At 48.6% G+C, this 15741-nt stretch carries 15 protein-coding genes; 9 read left to right on the forward strand and 6 right to left on the reverse strand.

All coding sequences use genetic code 11. From position 1 onward, the window contains the following. The first annotated feature begins 75 nt into the window (after positions 1-75). The 5 genes from O4H47_RS17480 to dld are packed head-to-tail and all read left to right on the forward strand — an operon-like array spanning position 76 to position 5746. Positions 76-1167, forward strand: coding sequence for an ABC transporter ATP-binding protein (locus tag O4H47_RS17480; protein ID WP_269395307.1), 1092 nt, complete (start codon positions 76-78; stop codon positions 1165-1167). Between the two features lie 3 nt (positions 1168-1170). Next, complete coding sequence (locus O4H47_RS17485) at positions 1171-2127, forward strand: carbohydrate ABC transporter permease (RefSeq protein ID WP_269395308.1); 957 nt, start codon at positions 1171-1173, stop codon at positions 2125-2127. An 8-nt stretch (positions 2128-2135) separates the two neighbouring features. Further along, positions 2136-2969, forward strand: a complete 834-nt coding sequence (locus O4H47_RS17490) for a carbohydrate ABC transporter permease (protein WP_269395309.1) — start codon at positions 2136-2138, stop codon at positions 2967-2969. Positions 2970-2976: 7 nt separating this feature from the next. After that, complete coding sequence (locus O4H47_RS17495) at positions 2977-4002, forward strand: serine hydrolase domain-containing protein (RefSeq protein ID WP_269395310.1); 1026 nt, start codon at positions 2977-2979, stop codon at positions 4000-4002. A gap of 49 nt (positions 4003-4051) precedes the next feature. Further along, complete coding sequence (gene dld, locus O4H47_RS17500; protein ID WP_331283689.1) at positions 4052-5746, forward strand: D-lactate dehydrogenase; 1695 nt, start codon at positions 4052-4054, stop codon at positions 5744-5746. A gap of 20 nt (positions 5747-5766) precedes the next feature. Here dld and O4H47_RS17505 read toward each other — a convergent pair whose 3' ends face one another. From O4H47_RS17505 to O4H47_RS17520, 4 genes are read right to left on the reverse strand one after another with little or no spacing between them, the layout of a single operon-like run. Further along, on the reverse strand, positions 5767-6882 hold the full coding sequence (locus O4H47_RS17505; protein WP_269395311.1) for an anhydro-N-acetylmuramic acid kinase: 1116 nt from the start codon (positions 6880-6882) through the stop codon (positions 5767-5769). 10 nt (positions 6883-6892) lie between these two features. Beyond that, a complete protein-coding gene (locus O4H47_RS17510; RefSeq protein ID WP_269395312.1) occupies positions 6893-7855 on the reverse strand; it encodes a serine hydrolase domain-containing protein in 963 nt (320 codons plus the stop codon). A gap of 32 nt (positions 7856-7887) precedes the next feature. Continuing rightward, entirely contained in the window at positions 7888-8835 is a 948-nt protein-coding gene (locus tag O4H47_RS17515) for an ABC transporter ATP-binding protein (RefSeq protein WP_269395313.1), read from the reverse strand. Next, positions 8832-9794: an ABC transporter ATP-binding protein gene (locus O4H47_RS17520; RefSeq protein ID WP_269395314.1), complete on the reverse strand. Its 963-nt coding sequence runs from the start codon at positions 9792-9794 to the stop codon at positions 8832-8834. The genes O4H47_RS17515 and O4H47_RS17520 overlap by 4 nt, the downstream gene beginning before the upstream one ends. 251 nt (positions 9795-10045) lie before the next feature. On the opposite strand from O4H47_RS17520, the gene O4H47_RS17525 reads away from it, so the two are divergent. The 4 genes from O4H47_RS17525 (at position 10046) to O4H47_RS17540 (ending at position 14229) form a co-directional block, all read left to right on the forward strand. Continuing rightward, a complete protein-coding gene (locus O4H47_RS17525; RefSeq protein ID WP_269395315.1) occupies positions 10046-11545 on the forward strand; it encodes an ABC transporter substrate-binding protein in 1500 nt (499 codons plus the stop codon). Positions 11546-11613: 68 nt separating this feature from the next. After that, entirely contained in the window at positions 11614-12570 is a 957-nt protein-coding gene (locus O4H47_RS17530) for an ABC transporter permease (protein WP_269395316.1), read from the forward strand. After that, positions 12567-13394, forward strand: coding sequence for an ABC transporter permease (locus O4H47_RS17535; protein ID WP_269395317.1), 828 nt, complete (start codon positions 12567-12569; stop codon positions 13392-13394). Before O4H47_RS17530 ends, O4H47_RS17535 begins: the two co-directional genes overlap by 4 nt. An 85-nt stretch (positions 13395-13479) precedes the next feature. Continuing rightward, positions 13480-14229 (forward strand): GntR family transcriptional regulator, encoded by a 750-nt coding sequence (locus O4H47_RS17540; RefSeq protein ID WP_269395318.1) that lies wholly within the window; start codon positions 13480-13482, stop codon positions 14227-14229. A 139-nt stretch (positions 14230-14368) separates the two neighbouring features. On the opposite strand, the gene O4H47_RS17545 is transcribed toward O4H47_RS17540, so the two are convergent. Both O4H47_RS17545 and O4H47_RS17550 read right to left on the reverse strand, forming a co-directional pair. Beyond that, a complete protein-coding gene (locus O4H47_RS17545) occupies positions 14369-15079 on the reverse strand; it encodes an RES family NAD+ phosphorylase (protein ID WP_269395319.1) in 711 nt (236 codons plus the stop codon). Beyond that, positions 15076-15489: an antitoxin Xre-like helix-turn-helix domain-containing protein gene (locus tag O4H47_RS17550; RefSeq protein ID WP_269395320.1), complete on the reverse strand. Its 414-nt coding sequence runs from the start codon at positions 15487-15489 to the stop codon at positions 15076-15078. Before O4H47_RS17550 ends, O4H47_RS17545 begins: the two co-directional genes overlap by 4 nt. Between the last annotated feature and the right edge of the window lie 252 nt (positions 15490-15741).

Here is a 15741-nt window from a genome sequence, read left to right on the forward strand (position 1 = left end):
CAAAGGATCAGCCATTTTCCCATGGCTCGCTCCAAGAACAACTTCCGAAAAAATTCTCCCATTCAGGACAACATAATGGCTCAAATTGAATTACGCGGCGTGACCAAACAGTTTGGTGATGTGAAAGTAATCCACGGCGCAGATCTGGTGATTGAAGGCAACGAATTCGTTGTTTTCGTCGGTCCGTCGGGCTGCGGAAAGTCCACGCTCTTGCGGCTTTTGTCCGGGTTGGAAGAACAAACTGCGGGCGAAATCTACATTGATGGCGAGCGTATTGACCATTTGCCACCTGCCAAACGTGGTTTAGCAATGGTGTTCCAATCATACGCACTTTATCCGCATATGACTGTTTTCGAAAACATGTCCTATGCCCTTCGTGTTGCAAAAAAAAGCAAAGCGTTTATTGCCGAAAAAGTCGGTGAAGCGGCCGAAACATTACAGCTGACCGAACTCTTAGACCGAAAACCAAAGGCGCTTTCTGGCGGACAACGCCAACGTGTCGCTATCGGTCGAGCCATTGTGCGCGACCCACGCGTTTTCTTGTTTGACGAACCGCTGTCAAACTTGGACGCAAAGCTTCGGGTTCAGATGCGAATTGAACTGACAAACCTGCATCAGCAACTGAAAACCACGATGATTTACGTAACCCATGACCAAGTCGAGGCCATGACAATGGCCGACAAAATTGTGGTTATGCGCAGCGGAAATATTGAGCAAGTAGGTGCACCCCTCGAACTCTTCAAAAAACCGGCGAACAAATTTGTCGCTGGGTTCATAGGCTCCCCCGCCATGAATTTCTTCGATGGGCACGTGACCAAGATCGATAATCAATATCATCAAATCCGTTTGGCAAACGGCGTTGAGTTTGTGTGCAAATTATCAAACCAAAAACTGAGTGTGAACGACAGAGTCCACTTGGGTTTGCGGCCAGAAAGCTTAACACCAAACGTCAAAGGCGATGGTACATTCAAAGGCACCTCAAGCACCGTCGAACGATTAGGCGCGCAAACGTACATTTACCTCAAGACAGAGATCGGCGAAGACATCATCGTCCATCACCTTGGCGACTTAGAAATAAAGTCGGGCGAGAGCATTGAAGTCAGCTTCAACATTGCTGAGTGTCACCTATTTGGCCCTGATGAGCAACGCATCGAAATAGACGGATAAACCATGAGCACGCTTACGGAAGAAAATTACAAGAGCGCGAGTGTACGACGCAAAAGGCTGCGCCAACTGTGGATTGCATTTTTGTTGTTTCCAGCAGTGACAATACTTGCCACATTTGTCTTTCTACCCATGATCTCTGCGATTTGGTACTCAGTTTACGAATGGGATGGGCTGGTGCGTGGAGACTTTGTTGGTCTTGCAAACTTTGCTGAGGTTCTCTTTAACCCACAAAGCAACAAATTCCTGTTCAACGCCTTTTTTAACAATGTCAAAGTGTTCGTTACACTGATGATTGTTCAAAATGGATTGGCGTTGGCCCTCGCGTTGCTCTTGGCACGAGAACCGAAAGGCTATCGGTTTTATCAAGTGGTATTCTTCCTGCCCGTAATTCTCTCAACCGTGATTATTGGCTTTCAGTGGAAACTGTTTTTGAACCCGATTTTTGGTCTTGTGAACACCTTCTTGCGTATGGTTGAGCTCGATAGCTGGGCCCTGCCCTGGCTTGGCTTGCCTGAGACAGCGCTAGGCTCCATGCTCATCGTTAACGCATGGCATTGGGTTGGTTTTCCAACGCTTGTGTTCCTCGCAGCCATTCACCGCATTCCAAAAGACTTAATTGAGGCCGCACGCTTAGACGGTGCCAGTGAGTGGAACATCGCTCGCGACATCATTTGGCCCCTAATGGCACCAGCCGTTACAATCATCGTCGTGCTGACCTTCATTGGCTCGTTCAACTGGTTTGAGATCCCATATATTATGGGCGGCTTGGAAGGCTCTCCTGCCTACTCAACAGACATGCTTGGTCTTTTGTTCTACCGCACCGCATTTGGTTCAGTTAGCGCAGGCAATTCAGATTTCGGCACTGGTTCCGCCCTGGCGGTTTTGATTTTCATCTTTATTTTCACCTTCTCAACCATTGCGACCCGGTACTTGACCAGTCGTGAAGTTGAATTGAGTTAGGGTCGACTATGTCACAGAAAAAATCAGGTGATTTCGGTACTTGGCTCATGCATATTTTTTTGGGCTTTAACGCACTCATCATGCTGTATCCCATCATTATGATGGCGCTATCGAGCTTCAAAACGAACAATGAGATTTTCTCAGCGCCATTTGCGTTGCCGAAGAGCTTTAACCTAGACAATTTCGCCGTAATCTGGAACGAAACCGACGTACCTCGTTACTTCTTAAACTCTACAATCGTAACTGGGATTTCAGTTTTCGTTCTGCTGGTCATCGGCACCATGGCCGCCTATGCAGTTTCTCGGTACAAATTCCGTGGCAACATTATGGTTTCACTATTTTTCCTCAGTGGATTGATGTTGCCGCTACGGCTCGCAATTATTCCACTATTCATCCAGCTCAAAGCATTGGGACTGGTGGACAATTTGATTGGGCTTATCTGCATCTATACCGCAATGTCTCTGCCCGCGACCGTTTTCATCATGACCGGCTTTCTGCGCTCTTTACCCTCTGAGTTGGAAGATAGCGCCCGTATGGATGGCGCGAGTGAACTGCGCATTATGGTCCAAATCATGGTGCCACTCATAACTCCCGCCATGGTGATCGCTGGGATTTACAATGCCGTACCGATTTGGAACGACTTCTTCTTCCCGTTGATCTTTATTCAATCTCCAGAGTCACGCACAATCGCTCAGGGTCTAACATCGTTCTTTGGAGAGTATTCCGTCAACTACGGCGTATTGTATGCAGGGCTGACAATGGCTGCATTGCCGATCATGGTTATCTTTATCATCCAGTCGAAACGCTTCATTGCAGGCATGACCGCTGGGGCTATTAAGTAAAGGCCATATGTTAAACCAATTGGACACTTTAGTTGGGGCGGCAATAGAAACCAAAACCTTCCCGGCCATTGAAATTTTGGTGGCAAAAGGCGGTAGAATAATCGCCAATGGAGTGTGGGGCAGACCATTTGATGACGCCCCACCATTACGGTTGGACTCCGTCTTTGACCTTGCCTCAATTACCAAACCAGTCGCGACGGCAACGCTTATCCGTCAGTTGGTCAGAAAGAATGTTCTGTACTTAAGTGACAAAGCTGCTCGCTATATCCCTGAACTCGCTGAAGCGGGAAAAGGTGAAATAACCATAGGTCAGTTGTGTCGACACACCTCTGGGCTGCAACCAGATATGGCATTGGCTCAGATGACAGATGACCCAGCAATTGCGCGCAAGCTCATAATAGAAGTGCCACTTCAATCACAACCAGGTCAACAAGTCGTCTATTCCTGTTTGGGCTATATTTTGCTCGGTGAAATTGTTGAATGCGCATTGGGCACCACATTAGAGAATGCGTTCCAGCATTATGTTGCTACCCCGTTGAATATGCACAACACCTGTTTCAAACCGCTCGGGCAAAACTTAAGTCCCAATCGCATTGTTCCCACATCCAAACCTGCTTGCACTGAAAACAAAGTTGGCTTGGTTCATGACAGCACAGCGCAACTGTTGGGGGGAAACAGTGGTAATGCGGGCCTCTTTGGCACGGCAAGAGATTTACATAAATTCGCAACAGCCTTAATTGATGAAGGTGATCCGCTTGCGTTCAGCAATGGCAATTTGGGAAAACCAATTGCACGCACCATTGGCTGGGAGTTCAAAGCCCATACAAATGACGATTGCAGTTGCGGTCCCACACTTCCTAAAGGATCAATTGGCCATACCGGCTTCACCGGAACATCCATGTGGATTGATCCGGTCACGAGACTAATTGTCATTGCGTTGAGCAACCGCACGTATTTCTCGCAACGTACAAATCTGCCTGCCATGAACAAATTCAGGACGGAACTGCACACCCTTGCAGCCACCGCAGCATAGCTTCGTTTGATCCCGGCAACCAACGTTTCCGCTTTGAAAAGGTGAAATTGTGAATAACCAAGACCTGATCAATCAACTTAGTCAAACAATTGGCAAGCGCAATGTCTTAACCAACAAGCGTTCAACGCGCAGGTTTTTAACGGGATTTCGCTCAGGTAGCGGAGAAGCGATCGCGGTTGTTCGTCCAAATACCTTGGTCGAAATGTGGCAAGCACTTGGCCTGTGTGTGAAAGCTGGCAAAGCGGTCATTTTTCAAGCCGCAAATACTGGTCTAACTGGCGGATCAACCCCTGATGGCCACTATGATCGAGACATTGTTTTGATCAATACACAGCGTATTCGAACCATTCACACCTTGAATCAAGGCCAGCAAATTGTGGCCTTACCCGGCGCGTCATTATTTGAACTTGAAAAAATCCTACAGCCGATCAACCGTCAGCCCCATTCGGTGATTGGTTCAAGTTGCATTGGTGCATCAGTTATTGGCGGCGTATGCAATAATTCCGGTGGATCGCTGGTAGAACGAGGCCCCGCGTACACGGAAATGAGTTTGTTTGCTCAAGTGACAGCCGCTGGCGAAATAGAGTTGATCAATCATCTCGGCATTGAACTTGGCAACACACCAGAACAGATATTGTCCAATGTCGAAGCCGGAAATTTTGATCAATACCAACAAATGAGCGCCGCGAACGCATCTGACACAAAATACCCAAACATTGTGCGTGAAGTCGAAGCTTCAACTCCAGCCCGTTTTAACGCCGATAAAAGATGCTTACATGAAAGTTCGGGCTGTGGCGGCAAACTGGCGGTTTTTGCTGTAAGGCTAGATACATTTCCTACCAATAAACTCAGCAAAACCTTTTATATTGGAACAAACGATCCGCATGACCTGACTGCGATTCGACACCGGATTCTTAAAGGATTTAAGGCCCTACCCGTAAGTGCCGAATATATGCACCGTGATTGCTTTAACATTTCAGAAAAATACGGCAAAGACACGGTGGTGATGATTGATCTCTTAGGCACGGACAAACTACCCATTTTTTTCGCAATCAAAGGCGCAATTGACTCGCGGTTGAATCGGCTCCCGTTGTTCCACGGGTTTACCGATAAGTTCATGCAAGTACTTAGCAGCCTATGGCCGCGCATTTTACCGAAACGATTGTATGACTATCGGAATAAGTTTGAACATCACCTCATTTTGAAAATGGCTGATGGTGGCATTGCCGAGGCACAACAATTGTTGCCATCCCTTCTTAACAAAAATGATGCCTCCTACTTTGAATGCACACCGAAAGAAGCCCAAATGGCAAGCCTAAACCGTTTTGCGGCCGCAGGTGCCGCCATTCGCTACGCTGCCGTCCACAAGGATGAAGTTGAGGATGTTTTGGCCCTAGACATTGCACTGCCACGAAACAGCGTAGACTGGTTTGAAAAACTACCGGAAGAGATTTCCAGCAAATTACATCACAGTCTTTATTATGGGCATTTCATGTGCCACGTTCTGCACCAAGATTATATCGTCAAAAAGAACCAGGATTCCACAGCAATCAAGCAGGCCATGTTGCAACTGCTCGATCAACGTGGCGCAGAATATCCTGCCGAGCATAATGTAGGGCATCAATATGTTGCAAAACCCGATCTGGCCGCGTTCTACAAATCGATAGATCCAAGCAACACGTTAAATCCAGGTATCGGCAAAATGTCCAAACGAAAAGACTACGCGCCTTCTCGCACTGAATAAGTTGAGACGCTTAAGCCATTCTATTTGGCGATCAACCCACCTGACATTGGCTTGGCAACACCAGTTGTTGTGGGGAAACTGATCGGTAGATCATTCATTGTTCTGACGGCAAGCAAAGCAAAACATTCGGCTTCAACTGCATCGCCCCGCCAGCCATATTGTTCTGCAAAATCAACCACACAAGCTGTGTGTTCTGCAAGCGCCTTCATCATTGCTGGGTTTTTGCGGCCACCACCGCAAACAATCAAACGCTTCGGGCGCTTCGGTAAAAGATCAAGTCCCTTGCCCACAGCCCCTGCCGTAAAAGCTGCAAGAGTCGCTGCACCGTTTGCGTTAGTCAAACCATTTGCCATTTCTGGCCCAAAATCAAAGCGGTCGAGTGATTTTGGAAAAGGCGCTCGCAAATAGGCATGGGCAAGCAATTCTGCAAGGCGATTTTGGTCCACCTCACCCGAAAGGGCGAGCGCACCGTCCACATCCATCGCCCCTAAGCCACGTGCTTTCATAAAGTCGTTTGTCGGCGCATTAGCTGGGCCAGTGTCGAAGGCGATTAACTGATCAGCACCATCAGTCCAAGAAATATTGGCGACGCCCCCCAAATTAAGTATTGCCACATCGCCTTCGGCCCCAATGCCGCGCAAAAGTGCCGCGTGGTAAATTGCTGATAATGGCGCGCCCTGCCCGCCAGCGTTTACATCAGCAGAACGAAAATCATATATAACTGGAATACCCAATGATCGATGCATGCGCGCGCCATCGCCCAATTGTCGTGTCTGGCCACGTTGTCCCACAGCTGGTGCTCGGTGCAGGACACTTTGCCCATGAAAGCCCACAGCACCAATGTCGTCCATGCGCATGCCTGCCTCTTTTACAAGCGCTTGAACGGCTTCAGACTGTGCATCCGTAAGCATAGCTTCCGCTTTGGCAAAAATCTCTGGCTCTGGCCCGTCAAAGTTCCACACCCGCGCTTCCGCAAGTGCTTGCGCCAGCAATTGGTTTACTTCATCCTCATAAGGCGCCAGCGTGTATGGGCCAAATTCTTGAACGTTTTTCCCGTCGGTGCGGATCAGCGCAACGTCTATGTTGCCGTCCAACACTGTCCCTGTCATAAGCCCGACTGACCAAATTGATTTCATGTTTCAATCCTCATGAGCCTGCAACAATTTCACCCACAGCCTGCCGCAATTGAACAATGCCAGAGTCAAAATGACGTGTAGGATGAATCCGGTTGGTCAAAAGTGTCCAGCTTATCCCACTGTCAAAGTCCAACCAAAGTCCAGTTCCGGTAAACCCAGTGTGCCCTATCGTTGAGCTCGAGCACGCACCGCCACCGGACCAACCAGCATAGCGAATTTCAAATCCATGGGCTCTGGTTTTTGAAAGTGGCGTTCGCATCAATGTTACAAGCGGACTGCCCGAATTGTTTAAAAGGTCAGTTGCAAAATTTAGAACTGAATTAGCCGTCCCGAAAAGCCCAGCATGTCCCGCGCCGTCCAAAGCATAGCAATTGTCATCGTGAACTTCGCCACACATCATTTTATGTCGCCATGTGCAATTTTCAGTTGCGGCGCTTTTGTCAGATGGGGCGCTAAATGCAAAGCCTTCAGGCAATTCAATTTTGCGAATATTGCACCCCAAAAGACGTTCAAGCGCAAAACCGAGCAAAATGAAATTAATGTCAGAATAAACCGACGGACCATGCCGCCACTCCCGTTGCAGAATGAAACTGCGCAACAGATCTGGGTCACGCCCATAAGTATAAATGGGCTCAACTGCAGGAAATGGTGTCTGGTGGCCAAGGCATTCTCGAAACGTCACTTTGCGTTCCCACGCATCAGTGCTGTATTGCCTGAGGTCTGGCAAAATAGTCGTTAACGGTGCATCCAAATCAATCCGACCGTCCAACGCCAACGAAAGAATTTTTGGTGTCGTAAAAATGACCTTGGTTAGCGAAGCCAAATCGAACCATGTGTCATCCATCATTCTACGTGATGAAGGCTCACTTTGCGCCATTCCTTCACTAAGGATAGCTCTTTCACCTTGCTTGGTTATCACCCCCAAAACCCCGCCAGGAATGCGACCACTTTGGATTGCGGTTGAAACGGGCACGAAGGCTCTAAGTGCAATTTGTTCGGCTAAACTCACTTGTCAAACAGATGGCATGCCACCTCTCCACCCACATCAGTGAAATGTGTCATGAGCTTCGGCCGGACCTGTTTGCAGATATCCATGACTTTTGGGCAACGAGAATGAAAAGCACAACCCGACGGAGGATCGGACGGGTCCGGCACTTCTCCACTTAAGTTAGAGCGCGATTTCTTCTCACCAACCCGTGGAATTGCTGACAACAATGAATGTGTGTAGGGATGACGCGGATTTGCCATAACTCGTTCGGTAGGACCAATTTCAACAATTCTGCCCAGATACATAACGGCAATACGATCACTCACATGGCGAATGACAGACAGATCGTGACTAATGAAGATAATAGAAAGGCTCAGCCTCTTTTGCAGCTTTGCAATCAGATTTATGATTTGACTTTGTATGGAAACATCAAGGGCCGAAACAGCTTCATCGGCCACGATCAGCTTTGGGTCCAACGCCAATGCACGCGCAATCGCAATGCGCTGACGTTGCCCGCCAGAAAACTCATGCGGATAGCGATCAATTGCATTTTGTGGAAGCCCAACAATCTCCACCAACTCTTTGACCTTTTCCAACCTTTGTGTGCGCGAGCCAATGTCGTGCACGTCTAGCGGTTCACCAATCAAGTGTCCCACCTTATGTCGCGGATTAAGCGACCCAAAAGGGTCTTGAAATATGATTTGCAAGTCGCGCCGAACGGACTTCATATCTTTCCGGTTGAGACCAATTATGTCGCGCCCTTCATACAAAACCTCTCCAGCACTGGGTTCAATCAACCTCAATAGGGATCTACCCAACGTTGATTTTCCGCAACCAGATTCCCCAACAACGCCAAGAACTTCGCCGTCTTCAACGCAAAAAGACACGTCCGAAACAGCACGCACAATTGCCCCATTGCGGCCCGGGAATGTTTTTGAAATATTGTTTACTTCTAATAAGGTCATTCGACAGGATTCCAGCAACGAAAGCTATGCGTTTGATTGATCAACTCAGGCATACTCGACAGGCAAATCTCAGTTGCCACTGCGCACCGAGGATGAAAAGCACACCCTTTTGGCCGCGCCCCTGGTGGCGGTACCGTACCCGGTATTGCTGGCAATTCCGTGCCCGGTTGATTTGAGGCTGGAATCGTTTTCAACAACGCTTCTGTGTAACGATGCTTTGGCTTGCTAAAAAGCTCATCGGCCAAGGCTTCCTCAACCACTCTGCCGCCATACATCACAGCGACACGCGCGCAATATTGCGACACAACCCCCAAATCATGGGTAATTAGCAAAACAGCCATGCCGGTTTCTTGCCGCAAATCATCCAAGAGTTCCAAAATTTGCGCCTGCACGGTCACATCCAATGCGGTTGTTGGTTCATCAGCAATCAACAACTCAGGATCACAAGCCAGCGCAATTGCAATCATTGCTCTTTGTCGCTGCCCACCAGACATTTCATGCGGATATTTCTGCACAGCTTGTTCGGGGGCAGGGATACCCACCCTTGAAAGCAATTCAATTGCCCGTTTATTTGCTGCTGTTTTATCCGATTGACGGTGCAATAAGACCACTTCTGCAATTTGGTCCCCAACGGTAAACACCGGGTTGAGCGACGTCATTGGTTCTTGAAAGATCATGGCAATACGATTGCCACGCAATTGCTCAAGCTCTCTTTCCGATTTCGCCAAAACATCTTCGCCGTCAAAAAAGACATGACCTTTTCGAATGCGCATTGGTGGCTCATCCAAAAGCCGGGCAATCGCCAATGCGGTCACAGATTTACCGCAGCCAGACTCGCCCACCAAGCCCAGCATTTCGCCAGGCTTTACAGATAATGAGAGCCCTTCAATAACGGGACGAGAACCAACATCAATCCATAGATCTTGAATAGAAAGCAGCGATGCTGGTGCCAATCTCATCTCCCTCATTTCCCCCGCATTAGCGACTAAATAGGCATCAACCTGCGGGAAAAAGCAGCCAACGCTCAGGCTATATTGGCCTGAAGCGCAGCCCTCTTGTCAAGACAAAGATAATACCATAACGTCCATATTGTCCAGAGTGGTCTTAGATTGGACCTACATTTCGAGGGTACGCTCAACCAATTGCGCCAACTTGGACGTCTCGGACTAAATCGGTGAAATGCACCTTATGCAAAACCACAGGAGACTTCATGTTAGTCAAAAAAATTGGACTTGCGCTTACAACTACGACCTTTCTGGTCACAAGTGCCGCAGCTGCAACCCTCAACGTTGCAATTGATTCCTCACCCGCCGGGCTGGACCCGCACCTCATCACAGCCTTCAACTCTGTAGTTATTGTTCAAGGCAATGTATATGAAGGTCTTACAGACATTGATGCAGGTTTGAACGTTGTGCCAGACCTCGCCGCGTCCTGGGATATTTCAGCAGACAATCTAAGCTATACATTCAAACTGCAATCCGGTGTGACCTTCCATGATGGTTCCACCATGGACGCAGAAGACGTTGCGGCCTCGATCCGACGCGTACAAGCAGAAAAAACGGCCTCACCAATGGCCGCAAGTGTTATGCCGATCACAAATATTGAAATTATCGATCCGCTGACTATCAAGCTATCTCTAGACGAACCGTTCGCGCCCATTCTTTCTTCTCTCGCAACCATTGCAATCGTTCCAGCTGAACTAGAAGCCGATATCGAAGCACTTCAACAAAAACCTGTTGGCACTGGCCCCTTCAAATTCGTTGAATGGTTGCCGAACAACTACATCGCATTAGAAAAGTTTGAAGGATATCGCGAAGCCGGACTTCCCATGCTTGATGGTGTTAAGTTCAACTTTGTGCCCGAGGCCTCAACCCGGCAGGTTGGTCTAACAAGTGGCGATTATGGCATTCTTCCGGGAATCGATCCTGCAACAGCCTTACAGTTGCAAGCACAACCTGGTGTCAAATTGCACGACACCCTCAACGTCTCCTACACGTTGTTGGGTATGAATGTGACCCGTGGCCCACTTGGTGACGCTAAAGTGCGCGAAGCGGTCAACATGTTGTTAAACCGCGATGAAATCATCGCGGGCGCATTGTTTGGTGCAGGTGTGCCGGGTGGTCCATTGTCTCCTGCATTGTCCGCATGGGCATTGGATACAAGTGAATTTGCTTGCTACACAACAAATGTTGACGGTGCAAAGGCCCTACTCGCAGAAGCTGGTATTGAAACACCAATCAAACTGTCCATTCTCGTGTTGCCTCGTCAGGATGCACGTGACATTTCCCAGGTGATCCAACAACAGTTGGCCGCTGGCGGCATCGAAGTTGACCTTGTGAACAAAGAAATTGGTGAATTTGTTCAAGACTGGCGCAACTCAAATTTTGATATGTTTGTTTCAGCAAATGGTGGCAACCCAGACCCAGATCAGTATTTCTACCGTACGTTCCGTTCTGGTGGCCCAACTAACGTCTACAAATATGCAAATGCAGAAATTGACACATTGCTAGATACAGGCCGTACAGAAACGGATCAAGCAAAACGCAAGCAAGCATATGATGCGGCACAACGCACATTGGCTTGTCAGGGACCAATTGCTCACCTTGCATATGGCAATCTGTTCACCGCAACAAACGCCAAGGTTAAAGGGTTCGAAATTTACCCAACTGGCCGTTTGACCAGCTTGGTGAATGTCAGTTTGGACGAATAGTTAAGCATCTATGGTGCCCATTTATGAATGGGCACCGTTACCACCATTTAAACTGAACGGTTTTCACAATGCGTGCTTCCCTTGGCCCAATCACAAATAGGCTGCTCGATCTTGCTGTCGTTCTGCTTGGCGTTTCGATTTTGGTCTTTTTGATGATCCGCCTTATCCCCGGCGATGCAATCGCGATCATGCTTGGCGCCAATACTGAAATTACGCCTGAACGCATTGCCGAACTTGAAGCGCGGCTAGGGCTAGATAAGCCCATGTATATTCAGTATTTTGATTGGGTCACCGGCGCGTTAGTTGGCGACTTTGGCACTTCAATTTGGACGGGTCGTTCCGTCATGTCAGAAATTAGTGCAAACATTTGGCCCACACTAGAGCTCACCTTCCTATCTATTTTGGTTGGTGCGGGACTTTCTATACCCATTGGCTGTTTTATGGCATCAGCACGGGGCAAAAACTCAGAAGTTGCTGTCCGGGTTGTGGCGATTGCGGGGCTAACAATTCCTTCTTTTTGGCTTGGAATCGTTTCAATTTTCATCGTTTCAAAGTTATTGCCCAGCGTTTCAACACTGGGCTATGTCCCTTTTAGTCAAGATCCTTTGGGCAATCTGCAACGCATGTGTTTGCCGGTGCTGGCGCTCAGTTTACCCATGCTTGCAAACTTGTCTCGTCTTGTACGCTCCGCCATGCTCGACGCCTTGGGCCAAGACTATATTCGCACAGCAAAGGCTAAAGGCGTGCCACGCAGAAGCTTAATTTATAAACACGCCCTGCGAAATGCTTTGATACCCTTCATCACAAGCGTTGGCGTTGCCACAGGCTATCTTTTGGGCGGCGCTATCGTTGTGGAACAAGTGTTTGCCATTCCGGGATTGGGGCGCTTGGTTCTCGGGGCCATCGCCGAACGCAATTATCCGTTAGTTCAAGCAGCCATATTGGTCATGACCACCTCTTTCGTGCTGGTCAACTTTCTAGTCGACACTCTTTATGCCTATATCGATCCGAGGGTCGCGAAATGAAAACCTTCCTTTTTCGAAACAAGCTGCTCACCTTTGCTTTGATCTTTGTCGCCTTTCAAGTTCTATTGGCTGTCTTGGCCCCAACTTTGGGATTTCAAGATCCTTACAATCAGGTCATGATCCAGCGGATGAAACCACCCAGTGCAATAAATTTCTTGGGCACCGATCAATTGGGGCGCGATGTTTTGGCGCGCATAATTTATGGCTATCGTACATCTCTTGTCACATGCCTTACCGCTGTCGGTATAGCTTTGGTCATCGGCGGCATGCTTGGTATGCTGTCCGCGTTTTATCGAGGTTGGATTGACCGAATTGTCATGCGCTTTATGGACATCCTGTTCGCTTTCCCAATTCTGCTGTTGGCAATTGGGGTTATTGCGGTTATTGGACCAAGCACCTGGGGCGCGGCTATCGCCATTGCAATTGTTTACACGCCAATATTTGCGCGGTTATTGCGCGGACCTTCGCTTGTGATTGTTGAAAGTGAATATGTTATGGGCGCACGCGCCATTGGTGCAAGTGATGCACGCATCATATTTTCGCATCTACTTCCCAATCTCGCCTCAGTCATTTTGGTTCAAGTAAGTCTGCTACTTTCTGCTGCCATTCTGGTTGAAGCATCTCTTTCCTTTTTGGGACTGGGCGCTCAACCGCCAACCCCCTCGCTTGGACTAATGTTATCAGAAGGGCGAAATTTCTTGTTACTCTCGCCGTGGCCTGCCACGTTTTCGGGGTTTGCTATTCTCTTCTTGTCTTTTGGTTTCAACCTGCTAGGCGATGCATTGCGTGACACGCTAGACCCTCGTCTGCGCACCCAAGACTAAGGACCGAATATATGGCACGCAAAGCGCAAACCGATGTGGCAAATAACAGCAAACGATCAAAACCCCAAAAACTGAGCAGGACGGTATGAAGTTGATCGATGAAATTTTGCAGCGCCTACGCCGGACAAGCCGTACAGCGGACCCCTTATATAAACAGCTTGCTTTTACCATCAGAGAACTCATCGAATCCGGCACATTGCGTGGCGGCGAGGCCCTACCCGCAGAACGCGATCTTGTCACAGCCACAGGCTTGTCACGCATCACAGTTCGCAAAGCCATTGAAGAACTTTTAAATGACGGTTTATTGTCAAAACGTCACGGGGTAGGCACATTTGTTTCAACGCAGATAGATCAACCCCTCTCAATTTTGCTTGGCTTTACCGCAGATATGCAGCGTCGCGGCGCGCAATCCAGCTCAATCCTCCTAAACAAATCCGTTGGCCTGCCAAATTCATCCGAAGTCTTAAAACTGGGCATATCGCCCAATGAAAAAGTGTTGCGTCTTTCCCGTGTGCGTCTTTCCGAAGGTGAACCGCTTGCTGTCGAAAACGCCACAGTGCCGCTTTATGCAGTCGGCCAAGTAGATGAAATGGGCGAGTCATTGTACGATGCGCTAGAGAAAACCAGCAGCAAGCCCATTCGCGCGCTTCAACGGCTCCACGCCGCAATTGCCAACCAAGAAGAGGCACGTCTACTCAAGATTTCCGTTGGCGATCCAATTCTGCATATTGAGCGTCGATCCTTTTTAGAAAACGGACGCCCGATCGAAGTGACCATTTCTGCATATCGTGGCGACCGCTATGATTTCATAGCCGAGCTTTCAATAGAACGATAATTTTGATTACCGCGCCAAAACACTGTGGCACACAGACTACGATCATGAGTTCCAGGCCCCTGTGATGCTAACAAGACATTCATTGACCGTACCGCTAAGGTCTGGGGCGGGTTTCCAAAAGGGCACTGCGCGTACGCCCTCACCCCACAATGCGCTCAATTTCTGGCACCGGATTGCCGTTCCATTGAAAAAGCCATGTATCACCCTGCCGGATGTTTTGAATGAGGTGTGGACGAAACGCCGCCAAACAATGACCGCCTTGGTTTCTCACCGATGGATAAAGCACTCCGTTGGAATCGTTGGCAAAGAGCTGCGCGGCAAGGGCTTGTCCAGCTTTGTGACCAACTGTTGGATCACTCTCGCCAATATCCACTAAGTCGGCTTGCTCAAGATCATGAAACTGCGTTGCAAAGGAAGCGTTCAATTCTCGATAGGATGTGATGTTCTGATATATACCTGTCGCATGCAATTCTTGGGTTAAGTGCCATGAGACCTCGCGCTTTGCTGTTTCTACACGCGTTTCACCCCAAGCCGCGTACCACGCGCCTCGATCGGGCCCGTTGAAACGATTTCCGGTGCTTCTTGTGTAACAAAACGCTGCATTTACATAGGTCCAGCCGTAGCCGTGACGTTGGCTCAACAGTTCATCGGCCTGAACGTTTGATGGAATAAACTCTGGCTTGCCAACCCGTGAGGAAGACAGTCCTTCTAATTCTTCCAAAAAGGTCAGCTCATTAAGATCGTCAACCAACGGTGAGAGTGCAGGTTCGTTTATATAGGCTGTCGAAATTAATCTTGTTGAATTTACCTCAACGAACTGAACGATCGGAATTTTAGAGATATCGATCACATGCCGCCCCTTAATGCATCGATGTGGCGTCTTGTGGCTATCATTGCAGGGATGCCACCAGCGATCATTTTGTTAACAGGCGACATTCCGCCAAAGAGCGGGCCGGTATTTGATTGCTTTGGCCATTGTGTTTCCAGCGGCCCATTGAATAAGAGGCGCAATCCCTTGAAAAGTCCGATCACAAGACTTGCTCTCATCATTTTGTCTTGATCAAGGGTGCCCTTAAACGAACCCGCCTTCATGCGACCCCAAGTCGCCACTGGAATATCGAATAGGGAGGCCGCTTCTGCATTTGTGAGTTTCCATGCCTGTGCAACCCGCACTAGAGCTTTGACAACAGTTCGAATTCGTTGTGGATCAGCAAGTGGGGCTATATCTTTAGGTTGTTCGACTTGTTGATGTGCTAACATGGATCAATCCTAATCTTATGCAATAACAAACCATATCATATGATACGGTTCGTTACAATCCCATCACTCAAATTCTTTTTCTTTCTTCAAATTATTTCTCTGGAAGACAAAGGGACTGACATTTCTCCGGAGCCGACATGTTCAGAATATCGTCACGCGCAGCGGAAGTCATCCCGTAGGGATCGAAGCGGAGCGGAGAAGGGCGTAGCCCTTGATGGAGCGAGCATGTCGATATGGTTGTGTGTATAGGCA

Origin of the sequence: Maritalea porphyrae (assembly GCF_027213965.1) — a bacterium.
Classification (GTDB): Bacteria; Pseudomonadota; Alphaproteobacteria; order Rhizobiales; family Devosiaceae; genus Maritalea; species Maritalea porphyrae_A.